Consider the following 14,884-nt stretch of genomic DNA (forward strand, 5'->3'; position numbering starts at 1 on the left):
GTGAGTTTTGTGCGTCTGGGCGGGGTCTTATTCGTGCATCGCCAGATAGCCGCGCAGCCGGCTTTCGATGATGCGGGGATTCTCGCCGTTGGCGATCGCCACCACGCCCTCGACCACCAGCTCCTTCATGGCCACCTCGGACGCCACCAGATGTTTGAGCTTGTTGGCCATGGGCAGGAAAAACAGGTTGGCCGAGCCGACGCCATACACGGTGGCGACGAAGGCCACCGCGATGCCGCCGCCCAGCTTGGCGGGGTCGGACAGGTTTTCCATCACGTGGATCAAGCCCAGCACCGCGCCCAGAATGCCCATGGTCGGCGCGTAGCCGCCAGCCGACTCCCAGATGCGGGCCGCCTGTTTGCGGGCGTGCTCGAACATGCTGATTTCCACTTCCATCACCGCGCGCAGCGTGTCCGGCTCGGTGCCGTCCACCAGCATCTGCATCGCTTTCTTGGTGAACGGATCGCGCTGGGTGGCGATCAGGCCCTCCAGCGCGAGCAGGCCGCCCTTGCGCGAGGTCTGGCTCCAGTTGATGACCTCGCGGATCATTTTTTCGTGGTCGAAGTTGGGCGGGCGGAATATCCAGCGCAGCATGCGCAGGCCGGCCATGAACTGTTTGGGCGTGCTTTGCAGCATCACCGCGCTGGTGGTGCCGCCGATGACGATCATGAAGGCGGTCAGCTGCATCAGCGAACCGATGCTGCCCCCTTCGATGGCCTGGCCGGCGATGATGGCGGTCAGGCCCATTACAATGGCGATAAGACTGATCTTGTCCACAAAAAGGTTCCGTTATCGATCTGGTCTGAGACCCGGCGTGGGGTCTTCCCTTACAGCCAGTCTTTCAGTTTTGCGCGCAGACGGGCGATGGCCTGGCTGTGCAATTGGCAGACGCGGGATTCGGTGACGCCGAGCACCGCGCCGATTTCCTTCAGGTTCAGCTCTTGTTCGTAGTACAGCGCCATCACCAGTTGGTCGCGCTCGGGCAGGAATTTGATCGCGCTGATCAGTTGTTGGCGGAAGCTGTCGTCGGAGAAGGCGGCCAGCGGGTCGGGCGAGTCGTCATCGGCGACATTGGTCACCGGATTGTGGCTGCTTTCGTCGTCGCCGCCGCCGAAGTCCTCGAAATGCAGCAGGGTGGTGCCTTTGCAATCGCCGAGCATGTCCTGGTATTGCTCCAGTTCCAGGCCCATTTCAACGGCGATTTCCGATTCCAGCGGCGTGCGGCCCAGCCGCTGCTCTAGCTTGGAGATCGCCTCCTCTATCTGGCGGGAGTTGCGGCGGGCCTGGCGCGGCAGCCAGTCCTCGCGCCGGAGTTCGTCCAGCATCGAGCCGCGGATGCGCTGGCTGGCGAAGGTTTCGAATTGCACGCCCTGGGCGGGATCGAACTGGCGGGCGGCCTCGATCAGGCCGATCATGCCGACCTGAATCAGATCGCCCAGCTCCACCGACGCCGGCAGCCGGGCGATCATGATGCTGGCCAGCTTGCGTACCAGCGGGGTATAGGCCTCCACGTCGATCTCGACGCTGGGGGCTGCTGCGGCATAGCCCGATCGGCGGAAGGACGGAAAGGTCATAAGGGTTTGGCTCCATCTGCCTCGGCCCAATCGCGCGAGGCGGCAATCAGCAAGTCCATGTATCCGGTACTGTCGCGGCTGGTTTCCGGCGCGTCCCACTGCGGCAGCACCGCCGACAGCTGCGAGAAGGCCATCGCCGCCTCGCTGTCCGGGAACGCCTCCATCAGCGGCCGGCGCAGCGTTTGGCTGCGGCGCACCGCGTTGTCCTGCGGCACGAAGCCCACCCAGCGCAGCGAAACGGTCAGGAATTCGCTGGTGACCGCCGACAGCCGGGTGAACAGCTCGTGCGCCTCTTCCAGATGCCGCGCGCGGTTGACTAGCACGTTGAAGCGCTGGCGGCCGTAACGGCTGGCCAGGCGCTTGATATTAGCGTAGGCGGCGGTCAGCGAATCGGCTGCCGGCGTCAGCACCAAGACCAGATTGTCGGCCACGCAGGCCGGGATCGGGTCGCGAACCGGGTCGGGCGCGTCGATCAGCAGCGCCGACGCGTCGCGCTCCTGCGCGCCGAATTCGCTGCCCAGCCGCAGCCACAGCTGGGTGGAGAATAACGCGCGTTGCTCGGGCTGCGCATAGAGATTGATCAACTGAACGCCTTGCCGCGACACCACCATCATTTCGTCCAGACCGCCCACGCTGACCACCTGGCTCTCCAGCGTGGCGGTGGAGGGCACGCCCAGGCGGCGGGTCTGCACCTGGCCCAGGCAGCAGTCCACCATGATGGGGCGCAGGCCGGCGTAGGCGAGGCCCAGCGCGAGCTCGGTCACCACAGTGCTGGTGCCGGAGTGTTCGGAGCCGATGAAGGCGAAGCTGGGCGCGCGCTGCCGCTGGGCGGCGAGCAGGCGGAGGCTGGCGGCCTGGTCCTGCATGGCGTTCATAGCCATCCGGCCTGAGCCGCCTGCATGATGGACATTTCATCGGCTTGCAGCGCGAATGGGGAGGCGATCTGCTGCGCGCGCATCGCGCGGTCGACCAGAAAGGCGGCGTTGGCCGAGTGCAGGTCTTCCGGCACCCGCTGGCCGTTGGTGACGTAGTAAAGCTTGAGCCGGTTGCGGATGATCACGTCCAGGCTGGGGCCCTGGGCCACCGCCTCATCTATCTTGGACAGGATGCAGCCGGACAGGCCGTCGCCGCGGTAGCGTTTCACCACATCCTCCAGCGTGTGGCCGTCGGTGTTGGCGGCCAGCAGCAGCAGCCGCTCGATCGGCCGGCCGGCGGTGCGCAGCATGTCGATCTGCGCCAGCACGCGCGCGTCGCGCTGGCCCATGCCCACGGTGTCGATGAACACGATGTGGCGGTTGGACAGGTCGGCCAGCGTCAGCTGCAGGTCGCCTTCGTTCTGGATGGAGAACACCGGCACGCCCAGGATCTTGCCGTAGATGCGCAATTGGTCTTGCGCGCCGATCCGGTAGCTGTCGGTGGTGATCAGCGCCACGTGCTGGGCGCCGAAGCGCATCGTCGCGCGGGCGGCCAGCTTGGCCACGGTGGTGGTCTTGCCGACGCCGGTGGGGCCGACCAGCGCGAAGATGCCGCCGCGGTCCATCACCTCGCGGTCGGCGTCCGCGCATTTCAGATTGTGCGCCAGCGCCGAGCGCGCCCATTTCACCGCGACCTCGGCCTGGTACTGAGCCGGCATCTTCTCGATCAACTGGCGGATCAGCTGGGCGGAAAAACCCATGGCCAGCAGGTGCTTGAACAGCTCCAGCCGGTTAGGCGCCTTGCCCTCCATGTCCGACCAGGCGAAGCTGGCCAGCTGGCTTTGCAGCAGGCTTCTGAGCAGTTTGATCTCGTCGCCGATCTGCCTGAGTTCCTGGGCCATTTGTTCCTGCTCCTCGCCATTGGCCGGCTGCGCGGCGGGCTCCGGCACGGCCGGCCGGGCCGCGGCGCGCGGGGGAGACTGCGGCGCCGGCTGAATGGCCGGCTGCGTCACGGGCTGCTGGACGATGGGCCGCGGCGGGGAGAAGGTCGGCTCCATCCGCGCCTGCGCGGCCTCCAGCCGCGGCGGGGCCGGGCTTTCCAGCGGCTCCACCGGCATCGCGTAGGTGCGGGCGATGGCGCGGTTCATCGCGCTGCCGTTGGCTTGGGGAATCGGCGCCGGTTGCTGCGGCCGGTTGACCGCGGGCGGCGCGTTGCGCGGCGGATGCTTGCTGCTGGAGGTGGACAGCGTGCTGGCCAGGTTGGCGACGTCCGCGTCGGCCACCGCCATGATCTCCACGCCGCCGCCCATTGTCGGGCGATTGGACAAAATCAGGGCGTCCGCCCCCAGTTCTTCGCGAACTTGCCTGAGTGCGTCTCGAGTGGTTTTCCCGAAGAACTTTTTCACCACCATTATTGATTAGCCCTTAGCCCTTGCTGCCGCCGATTACCGCAATTATACGAATGGATTTATTGTCCGGAATCTCATTATGCGAAATCACACGCAATTGCGGCAATGCCCGGCGCAGGAAACGCGCGAGCAGCGGCCGCAGACCCGGCGCCGTCAGCAGCACCGGATTGTATCCCTGAATCTCCACCTGCTCGGTCTGCTGGGCCGCGCTTGACAGCAGATTCTCCGCCAAACCCGGTTCCAGGCCGCCGCCGGCCTTGGATTGCACCGCCTGCATCAGCACGTTTTCCAGCTGCGGCTCCAGCGTCATCAGCGGCAGCTCGGCCTCGCCCGGGAACAGTTGCTGGACGATCACGCGAGACAGCGCGGTGCGCACGGCGCTGGTCAGCTCGTCGACGTCCTGGTTTTGAGGCACGTGGTCGGCCAGAGTTTCGACGATGGTGCGGAAATCGCGGATGTGTATGCCCTCCGACAGCAGTTGCTGCAGCACCTTCTGCAGTATGCTCACCGGCACCACCTTGGGCACCAGATCCTCGATCAGTTTCGGCGATTCCTTGGCCTGGTGGTCGATCAGCGCCTGGACCTCTTCGCGGCCCAGCAGCTCGGCGGAGTGGGTTTGCAGCAGATTGGAGATGTGGGTGGCCACCACGGTGCTGGCATCCACCACGGTATAGCCCAGACTCTGCGCCTCTTCGCGCTTGCCGGCGTCTATCCACACCGCCGGCAGGCCGAAGGCGGGGTCGGTGGTGGCCGCGCCGGCGATCTCCTTGCTGACCATGCCCGGATTGATGGCCAGGAACTGGCCGATGAAGGCCTCGCCCTTGCCCAGCTCCACGCCCTTGAGCAGGATGCGGTAGGCGTTGGGCTTGATTTCCAGGTTGTCGCGGATGTGGACCGGCGGCACCAGAAAGCCCAGGTCCTGGGCGATCTTTTTGCGGATGCCGCGGATGCGGCGCAGCAGCTCGCCGTCCTGGGTGCGGTCCACCAGCGGAATCAGCCGGTAGCCGACCTCCATGCCCAGCTGGTCGACATGCTGGACGTCGTGCCAGCCCACTTCGGCCGCCTGCTGTTCCGGCGCCGCCGCCGGCTGCGCGGCCGCCTGCAGCTCCCGGGCCAGCTTTTGCTTGCCGCGCTGCTCCATCGCCCTGGCCAGCGCGAGCAGGCCGCCGGCGATCAGCAGGAAGGAGAAGTGAGGCATGTTGGGGATCAGGCCTATCATGCCGATCACCGATGCGGTGATGTACAGCACCTGCGGCTTGGTGAACAGCTGGCCCAGGAACTGCTCCGACATGTCCTGGTCGGTGCCGACGCGGGTCACCACGATACCGGCCGCGGTGGAGATGATCAGCGCTGGAATCTGCGCCACCAGGCCATCGCCTATGCTCAGCAGGGTGTAGGTTTCCGCCGCCTGGCCCACCGGCAGGTCGTGCTGGACCACGCCGACGATCAGGCCGCCGATCACGTTGATCAGGATGATCATGATGCCGGCCATCGCGTCGCCGCGCACGTATTTGGAGGCACCGTCCATCGCGCCGAAGAAGTTGGCTTCCTCTGCGATGGTGGAGCGGCGCTTGCGGGCCTCGTCCTCGCCGATCAGGCCGGCGTTGAGGTCGGCGTCGATCGCCATCTGCTTGCCGGGCATCGCGTCCAGGGTGAAGCGGGCCGACACTTCGGCGATCCGGCCGGCGCCCTTGGTGATCACCACGAAGTTGATGATGGTGATGATGATGAACACCACGATGCCGATGGCGACGTTGCCGCCCACCAGGAAGTGGGAGAACGATTCGATCACCTTGCCGGCGGCGTCGGGGCCGGTATGGCCTTCCAGCAGCACCACCCGGCTGGAGGCGACGTTCAGCGACAGCCGCAGCATGGTGGTGATCAGCAGCACCGACGGAAACGACGAGAAATCCAGCGGCTTGCGCACATTGATGCCGACCAGCAGCACGATCACCGACACCGCGATGTTGAAGGTGAAGAAGATGTCCAGCAGCACCGGCGGCAGCGGCAGGATCATCATCGTCAGGATCAGGATGATGAGCAGCGGCCCCGCGAGCTGGGCAATCTTCATTTTGCGCAATATCTGGAGGATGGAGTCCATGCTGGCTTATCGGCTTTCTTCTGGCGCCGAATCTTGCGGACGTTTGCTGTATGGGTCAAGCTCGTCGGGCACGTCCAGCTGATCCGGAAAGGTCGGGGCCACGCCGCCGACCGACTGGTACTGCTGCAGCTGGAACACGTAGGCCAGCACCTGGGCCGCCGCCGCGTACAGCTGGGCCGGGATGTCCTGGCCCAGTTCTCCGTGGAAATACAGCGCCCGGGCGAAGGGGGGCGAGCGCATGATGGGCACGCGGCTGTCCTTGCCGGTGTCGATGATCTTTTCCGCCAGTTTCAGCGAACCCTTGGCCACCACCTGCGGCGCGCGCATGGTGTCGTCGTATTTCAGCGCCACCGCGAAGTGGGTCGGGTTGGTGACGATCACGTTGGCCTTGGGCACCTCTTGCATCATCCGCTTGCGAGCGGCTTCGCGCTGCATCTGGCGGATGCGGCCTTTCACTTCCGGCGAGCCTTCCGCTTCCTTGTATTCCTGCTTCACCTCTTCCTTGGTCATCCTGAGCTTCTTGTAGTAGCTCCACAGCTGGTAGGGCACGTCCAGCGCCACCAGCAGGATCAGCGCGGAGGTGACGATGAAGAAGGTGCGGATCATCAGATCGGTCATTTTCAGGATGCCGGCCTCCAGCGGCATCGACAGCAGGCCGATGATTTCGCCGCGCTCCTTCCAGATGTACCAGGTGGCGATGCCGCCGATCAGCAGGCTTTTCAGTATCGCCTTCACGCCTTCGGTGACCGCGTTCAGCGAGACGATGCGCTTCATGCCCGGCAAGGGGTTCAGTTTGCCGAAATTGGGCTCCAGCGCCTTGAAGGTCATGTTCCAGCCGCCGACCAGCAGCGGCGCGCACAGCGCCGCCAGCGCCAGTCCGACGAAGAACGGCGCCAGCGCGGTCAGCGCCTGGAACAGGCTTTCCTTGAACCGGATCAGCGCGGGCTCGGTGTGTTGCACCGAGGCCTGGTCGAAGGTGAGCAGGTGGCGCATGATTTCGCCGAGCGCATGGCCCAGCTGGCCGCCCATCGCCATCAGCAGCGCTACGCCGGTCATGGTGACGGCGAAGGTCGACAGCTCCCGCGACCGGGGGATGTTGCCATCTTCCCGGGCCATCGACAGCCGTTTGGCTGACGCGGGTTCGGTGCGTTCGAGGTCTGAGTCTTCTGCCATGGGCTCGCTTTAGATAAATGCTTTTGTCTTGATTTTAAACTGAATGGTAGCGTATGCCGGCCGGTCTCGGCCAGCCCCGCGCCTCGCGCGGCAGCGCCGCTAGCGGTACAATAATCTGATTATTGACGGAATCGCCCACATGCAACAGTACCTCGACCTGATGCGCCATGTGCTGGAACATGGACACGACAAGGCAGACCGCACCGGAACCGGCACCCGCTCGGTGTTCGGCTACCAGATGCGCTTCGATCTGGCGGATGGTTTTCCGCTGATCACCACCAAGAAATGCCATCTGCGCTCCATCATCCACGAACTGCTGTGGTTCCTGTCCGGCGATACCAATATCCGCTATCTGAAGGAAAACGGCGTGTCGATCTGGGACGATTGGGCCGACGAGAACGGCGATCTCGGCCCGGTCTACGGCTACCAGTGGCGCAGCTGGCCGGCGCCGGACGGCCGCCATATCGACCAGATCAGCCAACTGCTGGACATGATCAAAAAGAACCCCGATTCGCGCCGGCTGATCGTGTCGGCGTGGAACCCGGCGCTGGTGGACCAGATGGCGCTGCCGCCTTGCCACAGCCTGTTCCAGTTCTATGTCGCCGACGGCAAGCTGTCCTGCCAGCTGTACCAGCGCTCGGCCGACATCTTCCTCGGCGTGCCGTTCAACATCGCCAGCTACGCGCTGCTGACGATGATGGTGGCCCAGGTGTGCGGCCTGCAGCCCGGCGATTTCGTCCATACGCTGGGCGACGCGCACCTGTACAGCAATCATCTGGAGCAGGCCCAGTTGCAATTAACACGCGAACCGCGTCCGCTGCCGACGATGAAGCTGAATCCGGAAGTGAAAGACTTGTTCGCTTTCACGTTCGACGATTTCACGCTGGAAGGCTACGATCCGCATCCGCATATCAAGGCGCAGGTGGCGGTATGAGCCAGAAGCCGATGCTGACGCTGGTGGCGGCGATGGCCGCCAACCGCACCATAGGCGTGGACAACCAGCTGCCCTGGCGCCTGCCGGAAGATCTGAAGCATTTCAAGGCGACCACGCTGGGCAAGCCGGTGATCATGGGCCGCAAGACGTGGGATTCGATCGGCCGGCCGCTGCCGGGTCGCCGCAACATCGTGGTGACCCGCCAGGCGGACTGGAGGGCGGACGGCGCGGAAACCGCTCATTCTCTGGAGGAGGCGCTGGCGCTGGCCGGCGCGGTGGACGAGGCCTGCCTGATCGGCGGCGCCGACCTGTACCGCCAGGCGTTGGCACTGGCCGACCGGCTGTGCCTGACCGAAATCGCCCGCGACTACGACGGCGACGCCCACTTCCCGGTGTTCGACCCGGACGACTGGCGCGAGGCGTCGCGCGAGGCCGCGGTCAGCGCCGACGGGCTGCCTTACGCCTTTGTCGAATACCGCCGCCGCTGAGGCTGGGGCGCGCAAAGCAAAGGCTGCCGTCGGCAGCCTTTTTTCATTCGATCGGGCGGATGTCAGACGCCGCCTTCCAGCGCCTCCGCCGCGCTTTGCGCGAGCTGGCTATAGTCACGGCCGAATTCGATGATCATCTGCTTCAGGCGGCCGGTGTCGCGCGCGATCAGCGTTTTCAGCAGGCTTTCCAGGAATTGGTGAGTGCGGTCCATCTGGCTCTTGCCGGCGCGCAGGATGGCGTACAGGCAGCGCTGGGTCAGCGGCAGCATGTCGATCAGCGTGTCGGTCAGGTAGCGGTTGTCGGCGTGGCGGTAAAGCGCCGACAGGAATTCGATGCCGTGCTCGTAGAAGGCCTGCAGGTCGTCGCGGCGGTTGTCTTCCTCCAGCAGCGCCATCAGCTCGATGAAGCGCGCCAGGTCGTCGTTCTGCCAGCCGGCGGCCAGGTTCTGCACCACGCGGTCCAGCAGCAGGAACCACAAGTCGAAGAAGTCGCGCACGTCGCGCGCGCTGATGCTGGACACCATCGCGCCGCGGCGCGGGAAGATGTCCACCAGATGGCGGCGCTGCAAAATCAGCAAGGCCTCGCGCACCGAGCCGCGGCTCACTTCCAGCTCGGAAGCGATGCGCAACTCCTGGATCCGCTCGCCCGGCTTCATCTCGCCCTGGATTATCTGCTTGCCTAGGTATTGGGCGATCTGCTCGGTCAAGAGGTCATTGGCCTTGAATGTCATGAATCATCATCTCCGGAAATTGATTTTCTCGTTCTCTTGATATTGTACGGCATCCTGCCGGATTGTCCGGCAGTATCCTGTCTGTCTGCCTGTTTGTATCCAGCCCGGGCGCGCGTGGCGCGGCACTGCCATGCCGCGCCGGTTGCGCGCATTATGCGCGTCGGCGTTGAGGGCGGCTATGATATCAACCAGATGATTAAAACGCATGTTTTCTTGTTGTGTTGACTTGTGGCATGGGCGTTTTCTGCCATTTTTCACAAGTCGGCGGAAACAAGCGTGCGGGAAAAAGAAAAGCCCGGCTGGGCCGGGCCTTGTTGGATGCGCCGCGCTCAGGCGGAGCGGCGGGTCGCCATCAGGTAATTGACGTCGGTATCGTCGTTCAGCGAGTAAATGCGGGTGATGGGGTTGTAGCCCATGCCGCTCAGCGTCTGCAGGCCGAGGCCGGCGTGGCGGGCCATGCGGCTCAGCTCGGACGGCTTGAGGAAGCGCGCGTACTCGTGGGTGCCGCGCGGCAGCATGTTGAGCACGTATTCGGCGCCGACCACGGCCAGCAGATAGGCCTTGGCGTTGCGGTTCAGCGTGGAGAAGAACACCCAGCCGCCCGGCTTCACCAGCGTGGAACAGGCGCGGACCACGCTTTCCGGGTCCGGCACATGCTCCAGCATTTCCATGCAGGTGACCACGTCGAAGCTGGCCGGCATCTCGGCCGCCAACTCTTCCACAGGCACGCAGCGGTAGTCGATGGGCACGCCGGACTCCAGGCTATGCAGCTGCGCCACCTTCAGCGATTTTTTCGCCAAGTCGATGCCGGTCACCTGCGCGCCCCTCAGCGCCATGCTCTCGGCCAGGATGCCGCCGCCGCAGCCGACGTCCAGCACCTTTTTGCCGGCGATGGACGCGTGGCGGTCGATGAAGTCCAGGCGCAGCGGGTTGATCTCGTGCAGCGGCTTGAATTCGCTGTCCTTGTCCCACCACTTGTGCGCCAGCTGGCTGAATTTGTCGATTTCGTGTTCGTCTACGTTGCTCATGCTCTTACTTTGCCAGGATGCGGTTGCGCCAGTCGCCGGCGCGGGCCTTCAGATCGCTCTCGTCCAGGGTGGTCAGCTTGCGCTCGCGCATCAGCGCGCGGCCCTTGACCCAGACGTGGCTGACCTGCTCGCGACCGGCAGCGTACACCACATGCGAGATCGGGTCGAATGCCGGGGCGGTTTCCAGCTCGGCGAAATTGATGGCGATCAGGTCGGCCTGCTTGCCCACCTTGACCGAGCCTACCTTGTCGGCGATGCCCAGCGCGCGCGCGCCGTTCAGCGTGGCCATGCGGATGGCGGCGGCGGCCGGCACCGAGGTGGGGTCCAGCGTGCCCACCTTGGCCAGCAGCGCGGCCAGGCGGGTCTCGGCCAGCATGTCCAGCTTGTTGTTGGACGCGGCGCCGTCGGTGCCGATGCCCACCGATACGCCGGCGGCCAACAGCTTGCTCACCGGCGAGATGCCGGAGGCCAGCTTCATGTTGGAGGCCGGGTTGTGGGCGGTGGAGATGCCGTGCTTGGCTGCCAGCTCGATCTCGGCGTCGTTCAAGTGCACCATGTGCGCGGCGATCAGCCGCGGCGACAGCAGTCCCAGCTGCTGCAGGCGGGCCAGCGGGCGTTGGCCGTGCTCCTTGACGCTGTTGCTCACTTCCTCGGCGGTTTCGTGGATGTGGCAGTGGATCAGCATGTCCTCCTGCTCGGCCAGCGTCACGACCTTGCGGAAGGTGTCGTCCGATACGGTGTAGGGCGCGTGCGGCGCCAGCGTGAAGGTGAGCAGATCCTCGCCCAGGAACTGGCTGCGCTCGGCCATGCCCTTGGCGATGTAATCGTCGGCGTTGCTGGCGTAATTGGTCGGGAATTCCAGAATCGAACAGCCGACGAAGGTGCGCATGCCGGAAGCCAGGCCCGCGCGCGCGACGGCGGCGTTGTAGAAGTACATGTCGTTGATGGTGGTGGTGCCGCCGCGGATCATTTCGCCCATCGCCAGCAGCGAGCCGTCGAACACGAAATCGTCGTGGACGTGCTTGCCTTCGGTGGGCCAGATGTAATTGGTCAGCCAGTCCATCAGCACCTTGTCGTCGGCCAGGCCGCGCAGCAGCGACATCGCCGAATGGCCGTGCAGATTGATCAGACCCGGCATCAGCACGTGGTCGGGCAGCTCCAGCCTTTCGTCGGCCTCTAGCCCGGCGGCGTCGGCTGCTGGAATAATGGCGGCTATCTTGCCGTCCCGGATGGCGACGGCGTGGTTTTCCAGGACTTCGCCGTCAGTTTCCACGGTGATGATCCAGCGGGCGGAGATAATCTTTTCATAACGGGACTGCGGCATGGCTGATATCCTGATGATCCGTTGCAAAGTGTCGTGCGATTTTAGGCCCTGCGATTGCGACAAGGCAATGAGCTGCTGCGGCCTCTTTATATTTGGCCTATTTGTGCTGTAGATATGCTTGAAAATGATAAGGGCGGATGACTGGTGAATATTCCGGCGAAAAGCCGACGGCCTCCGGTGTATACTGCTGATTGCACTTGTGAATTATGGGACTCAGGCATTCGATCTTCCGCGACCCGCGGCGAACCAAAGACTAGCGCGACATGGCTCAACAAGCAGACGAAAAATCCACTGCCAGCACTGGCCTGAATCTGAGGGATGTGTTTCTCATCGCCGTAATACTCGGCTTGTTGATTCCCGCCTCCATCATCAGCTATCTCAGCTTCAATATTCAGAAGGATAACCTGACCACGCAGCTGGAAACCGACCAGCGGCGTCTATTGGATATCGTCGCGCTGGGCATGCAGGAGCCGTTGTGGAATCTCAGCCGGCAGGCCGGCAATCCCTTGATCGCATCGGTGATGGAAGATCCGCGCGTGATTTCCATCCGCGTCACCGACACCCAGTCCAATCAGGTATTCCTGTCAGCGGTGCGCAGCGAGCGCCGCATCGGCAGCGTGTCCTACGTCGAAAAGCCGGTGATTTACCGCGGCGAGGCCATCGGCCAGGTGACGATGGAGTTCGACAACGAAAACCTGGCTATCGCGCTCAGCAACCAGGTGAAGAACATCCTGATGATCCTGGCGGCGCAATTGGTGCTGTCCATCATGCTGATCATGAGCATCCTGCATTCGCGCTTCCTCAGCCCGATGCGGCTGCTGACCGAGCAGGCGCGGCTGCTGGCCGAGCTGAAGCTGGATTCGCCGTTCGAGTGGTCGCGCCGCGACGAGCTGGGCCGCCTCGGCACCCACCTGGAGTGGACCCGTTCCGAGCTGAAGCGCCTGGTGGACGAGCTCAGGGCCAAGACGCTGGCGCTTGAGGCCGACATCGCCCGCCGCCGCGAGGTGGAGGACGCGCTGCGCCGCTCGGAAAACAAGTACCGCGAGCTGTTCTGGTCCAATCTGGACGGCATCGTCATCAGCTCGCTGGACGGCCAGGTGATAGACGCCAACCCGGCCTTCCTCAACCTGATGTGCTACAGCCTGGACCAGTTGAAGCAACAGAATTTCTGGAGCCTGGTGGCCGAGGAGAGCGAGGCGCTGGAGCGTTTCAACCTCGACAACAAGGTGCTGCGATTCGGCTATTGCGACGAGTTCGAAGCCACGTATCTGAACCGCTTCGACAACCAGGTGCCGGTCAGCGTCAAGACGGTGGCGATGCGCGACGCCTTCGGCCGCATCAACGCGGTGTGGCGGATGGTGCGCGACATCTCCGAGAAGCGCGCGGCCGAAGAGCGGGTGCAACTGGCGGCCAAGGTGTTCGAGAACACCGTCGAGGGCATCATGATCACCGACGCCGACCGCCGCATCCGCAGCGTCAACCGCGCGTTCACCGAAATCACCGGCTACACCCAGCACGAGGTGCTGGGGCAGAAGACCAGCATCCTGTCGTCCGGCCGCCACGACGAGCCGTTCTACGAGCAGATGTGGCAGTCCATCTCCGAGCAGGGCTCCTGGCAGGGCGAACTGTGGAACCGCCGCAAGAACGGCGAGGTGTATCCGGAATGGCTGGCGATCAACGCCGTGCGCAACAGCCTGGGCGAGATCACCCATTATGTGGCGATCTTCAGCGACCTGACCGAGCGCAAGGCCGCCGACGAGCGCATCCAGTTCCTGGCCCATTTCGACGTGCTCACCAGCTTGCCCAACCGCATCCACATGCAGGATCGCGTCGAGCTGGCCATTCACAACGTCGTGCGCGACAACCAGCGGCTGGCGCTGCTGCTGCTGGACCTGGACCGCTTCAAGACCGTCAACGAGTCGCTGGGCCACTCCGCCGGCGACACCTTGCTGCAGGTGGCCGCCGACCGTATCCGCTCGGCGCTGGCGCCGGGCGAGATGCTGGCGCGCCAGGGCGGCGACGAGTTCATCATCCTGCTGCCGGTGATTTCCGACCCGGGCGAGGCCGCGCTGGCGGCGGAACGGGTGCGCGACGTGTTCGCCAACCCGATCGAGCTGCACAACCACGTGCTGACCATCACCCCGTCCATCGGCATCAGCGTCTACCCGGACGACGGCCGCGACTACGAGACCCTGGTCCGCAACGCCGACGCGGCGATGTACCACGCCAAATCGTCGGGCCGCAACAGCTACAAGTTCTACACCGCCGACCTCAACGCCCGCGCCCGCGAAATCCTGGCCATCGAGAGCCAGCTGCGCTTCGCGCTGGAGCGCGACGAGTTCGTGCTGCACTACCAGCCGCAGGTGGAGATGGAAAGCGGCCGCATCGTCGGCGCCGAGGCGCTGATACGCTGGAACCATCCGTCGCTGGGCCTGCTGGGGCCGGTGCGCTTCATCCAGGTGGCCGAGGAGCGCGGCTTCATCGTGCAGATCGGCAACTGGGTGATCAGCGAGGCGACGCGCCAGCTGGTGGCTTGGCGCCAGGAAGGCCTGCCGGAGCTGACGCTGGCGATCAACCTGTCGGCGCTGCAGTTCCGCCAGCCGGATCTCGCTTTGCAGGTGAAGCACGCGCTGGAGTCCAGCGGCCTGCCCGGCCACGCGCTGGACATCGAGGTGACCGAGAGCATCATCATGGAAGATGCCCAGGCCACGATCCAGACCATAGACAATATGAAGAACATGGGCCTCAGGCTGTCGATCGACGACTTCGGCACCGGCTATTCCAGCCTGTCCTATCTCAAGCGCTTCAAGGCCGACAAGCTGAAGATCGACCGCTCCTTCGTCCGCGACATCCCGCATGACGCCGACGACAGCGCCATCGCCCGCGCCATCATCAACATGGCCAAAAACCTCAATATGCAGGTGGTGGCCGAAGGCGTGGAGACGATGGAGCAATGGCAGTTCCTGGAGCAGGAGGGCTGCGACTTCGTCCAGGGCTATTTGATCGCCAAGCCGCTGCCGGCCGACGACTTCGCCAAGCTGCTGCACAAGGACAGCCTGCTGCCCCAGAGCTGAAGCCAAACGTGTCCGCTCCCGAAAGCCCGCCCGCAAGCGGGCTTTTTGCTTGGCGGCCGGCATGGCTGGCCAAGATCGGCTCGACATGCCGCGATCGCCGGCCATACTGAAGAAACATAGGGAAAGACAAAATC

General features: G+C 64.3%; 12 protein-coding genes. 3 read left to right on the forward strand and 9 right to left on the reverse strand.

The annotated features are described in order from the left end of the window. Positions 1 to 27: 27 nt before the first annotated feature. Genes VA599_RS15245 through flhB form a run of 6 tightly spaced genes read right to left on the reverse strand, consistent with a single transcriptional unit; the run spans position 28 to position 7,171 of the window. Positions 28 to 777, reverse strand: coding sequence for a flagellar motor protein (locus VA599_RS15245; RefSeq protein WP_021475887.1), 750 nt, complete (start codon positions 775 to 777; stop codon positions 28 to 30). A gap of 50 nt (positions 778 to 827) precedes the next feature. Then, positions 828 to 1,574 carry an RNA polymerase sigma factor FliA gene (locus VA599_RS15250; RefSeq protein ID WP_346789347.1) on the reverse strand — a complete coding sequence of 249 codons (747 nt, stop codon included), beginning with the start codon at positions 1,572 to 1,574 and terminating at the stop codon, positions 828 to 830. After that, positions 1,571 to 2,455: a MinD/ParA family ATP-binding protein gene (locus VA599_RS15255; protein ID WP_186009441.1), complete on the reverse strand. Its 885-nt coding sequence runs from the start codon at positions 2,453 to 2,455 to the stop codon at positions 1,571 to 1,573. Before VA599_RS15255 ends, VA599_RS15250 begins: the two co-directional genes overlap by 4 nt. Next, a complete protein-coding gene (flhF, locus tag VA599_RS15260; protein ID WP_346789349.1) occupies positions 2,446 to 3,900 on the reverse strand; it encodes a flagellar biosynthesis GTPase FlhF in 1,455 nt (484 codons plus the stop codon). Before flhF ends, VA599_RS15255 begins: the two co-directional genes overlap by 10 nt. Before the next feature lie 13 nt (positions 3,901 to 3,913). Beyond that, a complete protein-coding gene (gene flhA / locus VA599_RS15265; RefSeq protein WP_231161056.1) occupies positions 3,914 to 5,998 on the reverse strand; it encodes a flagellar biosynthesis protein FlhA in 2,085 nt (694 codons plus the stop codon). A gap of 6 nt (positions 5,999 to 6,004) precedes the next feature. Further along, a complete protein-coding gene (gene flhB / locus VA599_RS15270) occupies positions 6,005 to 7,171 on the reverse strand; it encodes a flagellar biosynthesis protein FlhB (RefSeq protein ID WP_346789351.1) in 1,167 nt (388 codons plus the stop codon). Positions 7,172 to 7,310: 139 nt separating this feature from the next. Between flhB and VA599_RS15275 the strand changes: the two genes are divergently transcribed. Both VA599_RS15275 and VA599_RS15280 read left to right on the forward strand, forming a co-directional pair. Beyond that, positions 7,311 to 8,105 (forward strand): thymidylate synthase, encoded by a 795-nt coding sequence (locus VA599_RS15275; protein ID WP_346789353.1) that lies wholly within the window; start codon positions 7,311 to 7,313, stop codon positions 8,103 to 8,105. Continuing rightward, positions 8,102 to 8,593, forward strand: a complete 492-nt coding sequence (locus VA599_RS15280) for a dihydrofolate reductase (protein WP_021477709.1) — start codon at positions 8,102 to 8,104, stop codon at positions 8,591 to 8,593. Before VA599_RS15275 ends, VA599_RS15280 begins: the two co-directional genes overlap by 4 nt. 62 nt (positions 8,594 to 8,655) lie before the next feature. Here the strand turns inward: VA599_RS15280 and VA599_RS15285 are convergent, their stop codons facing one another. From VA599_RS15285 to VA599_RS15295, 3 genes are all read right to left on the reverse strand, one after another. Further along, complete coding sequence (locus VA599_RS15285; protein WP_346789355.1) at positions 8,656 to 9,324, reverse strand: GntR family transcriptional regulator; 669 nt, start codon at positions 9,322 to 9,324, stop codon at positions 8,656 to 8,658. A 329-nt stretch (positions 9,325 to 9,653) separates the two neighbouring features. Continuing rightward, on the reverse strand, positions 9,654 to 10,352 hold the full coding sequence (ubiG, locus tag VA599_RS15290; protein ID WP_021477707.1) for a bifunctional 2-polyprenyl-6-hydroxyphenol methylase/3-demethylubiquinol 3-O-methyltransferase UbiG: 699 nt from the start codon (positions 10,350 to 10,352) through the stop codon (positions 9,654 to 9,656). Between the two features lie 4 nt (positions 10,353 to 10,356). After that, positions 10,357 to 11,676, reverse strand: coding sequence for a TRZ/ATZ family hydrolase (locus VA599_RS15295; protein ID WP_231153096.1), 1,320 nt, complete (start codon positions 11,674 to 11,676; stop codon positions 10,357 to 10,359). Between the two features lie 263 nt (positions 11,677 to 11,939). Here VA599_RS15295 and VA599_RS15300 point away from each other — a divergent pair, with 263 nt between their 5' ends. Beyond that, positions 11,940 to 14,750 (forward strand): EAL domain-containing protein, encoded by a 2,811-nt coding sequence (locus VA599_RS15300; RefSeq protein WP_021477705.1) that lies wholly within the window; start codon positions 11,940 to 11,942, stop codon positions 14,748 to 14,750. Positions 14,751 to 14,884: the final 134 nt, after the last annotated feature.

This window comes from Chromobacterium indicum, from assembly GCF_039708975.1.
Taxonomy (GTDB): domain Bacteria; phylum Pseudomonadota; class Gammaproteobacteria; order Burkholderiales; family Chromobacteriaceae; genus Chromobacterium; species Chromobacterium piscinae.

What these genes read in the sequence shown, in the direction of transcription:
- VA599_RS15285 (WP_346789355.1), bottom strand. Translation starts at nt 9,324, where the DNA reads ATGACATTCAAGGCCAATGACCTCTTGACCGAGCAGATCGCCCAATAC.
- VA599_RS15250 (WP_346789347.1), bottom strand. Translation starts at nt 1,574, where the DNA reads ATGACCTTTCCGTCCTTCCGCCGATCGGGCTATGCCGCAGCAGCCCCC.
- VA599_RS15255 (WP_186009441.1), bottom strand. Translation starts at nt 2,455, where the DNA reads ATGGCTATGAACGCCATGCAGGACCAGGCCGCCAGCCTCCGCCTGCTC.
- ubiG (WP_021477707.1), bottom strand. Translation starts at nt 10,352, where the DNA reads ATGAGCAACGTAGACGAACACGAAATCGACAAATTCAGCCAGCTGGCG.
- flhF (WP_346789349.1), bottom strand. Translation starts at nt 3,900, where the DNA reads ATGGTGGTGAAAAAGTTCTTCGGGAAAACCACTCGAGACGCACTCAGG.
- VA599_RS15280 (WP_021477709.1), top strand. Translation starts at nt 8,102, where the DNA reads ATGAGCCAGAAGCCGATGCTGACGCTGGTGGCGGCGATGGCCGCCAAC.
- VA599_RS15295 (WP_231153096.1), bottom strand. Translation starts at nt 11,676, where the DNA reads ATGCCGCAGTCCCGTTATGAAAAGATTATCTCCGCCCGCTGGATCATC.
- flhB (WP_346789351.1), bottom strand. Translation starts at nt 7,171, where the DNA reads ATGGCAGAAGACTCAGACCTCGAACGCACCGAACCCGCGTCAGCCAAA.
- VA599_RS15300 (WP_021477705.1), top strand. Translation starts at nt 11,940, where the DNA reads ATGGCTCAACAAGCAGACGAAAAATCCACTGCCAGCACTGGCCTGAAT.
- flhA (WP_231161056.1), bottom strand. Translation starts at nt 5,998, where the DNA reads ATGGACTCCATCCTCCAGATATTGCGCAAAATGAAGATTGCCCAGCTC.
- VA599_RS15275 (WP_346789353.1), top strand. Translation starts at nt 7,311, where the DNA reads ATGCAACAGTACCTCGACCTGATGCGCCATGTGCTGGAACATGGACAC.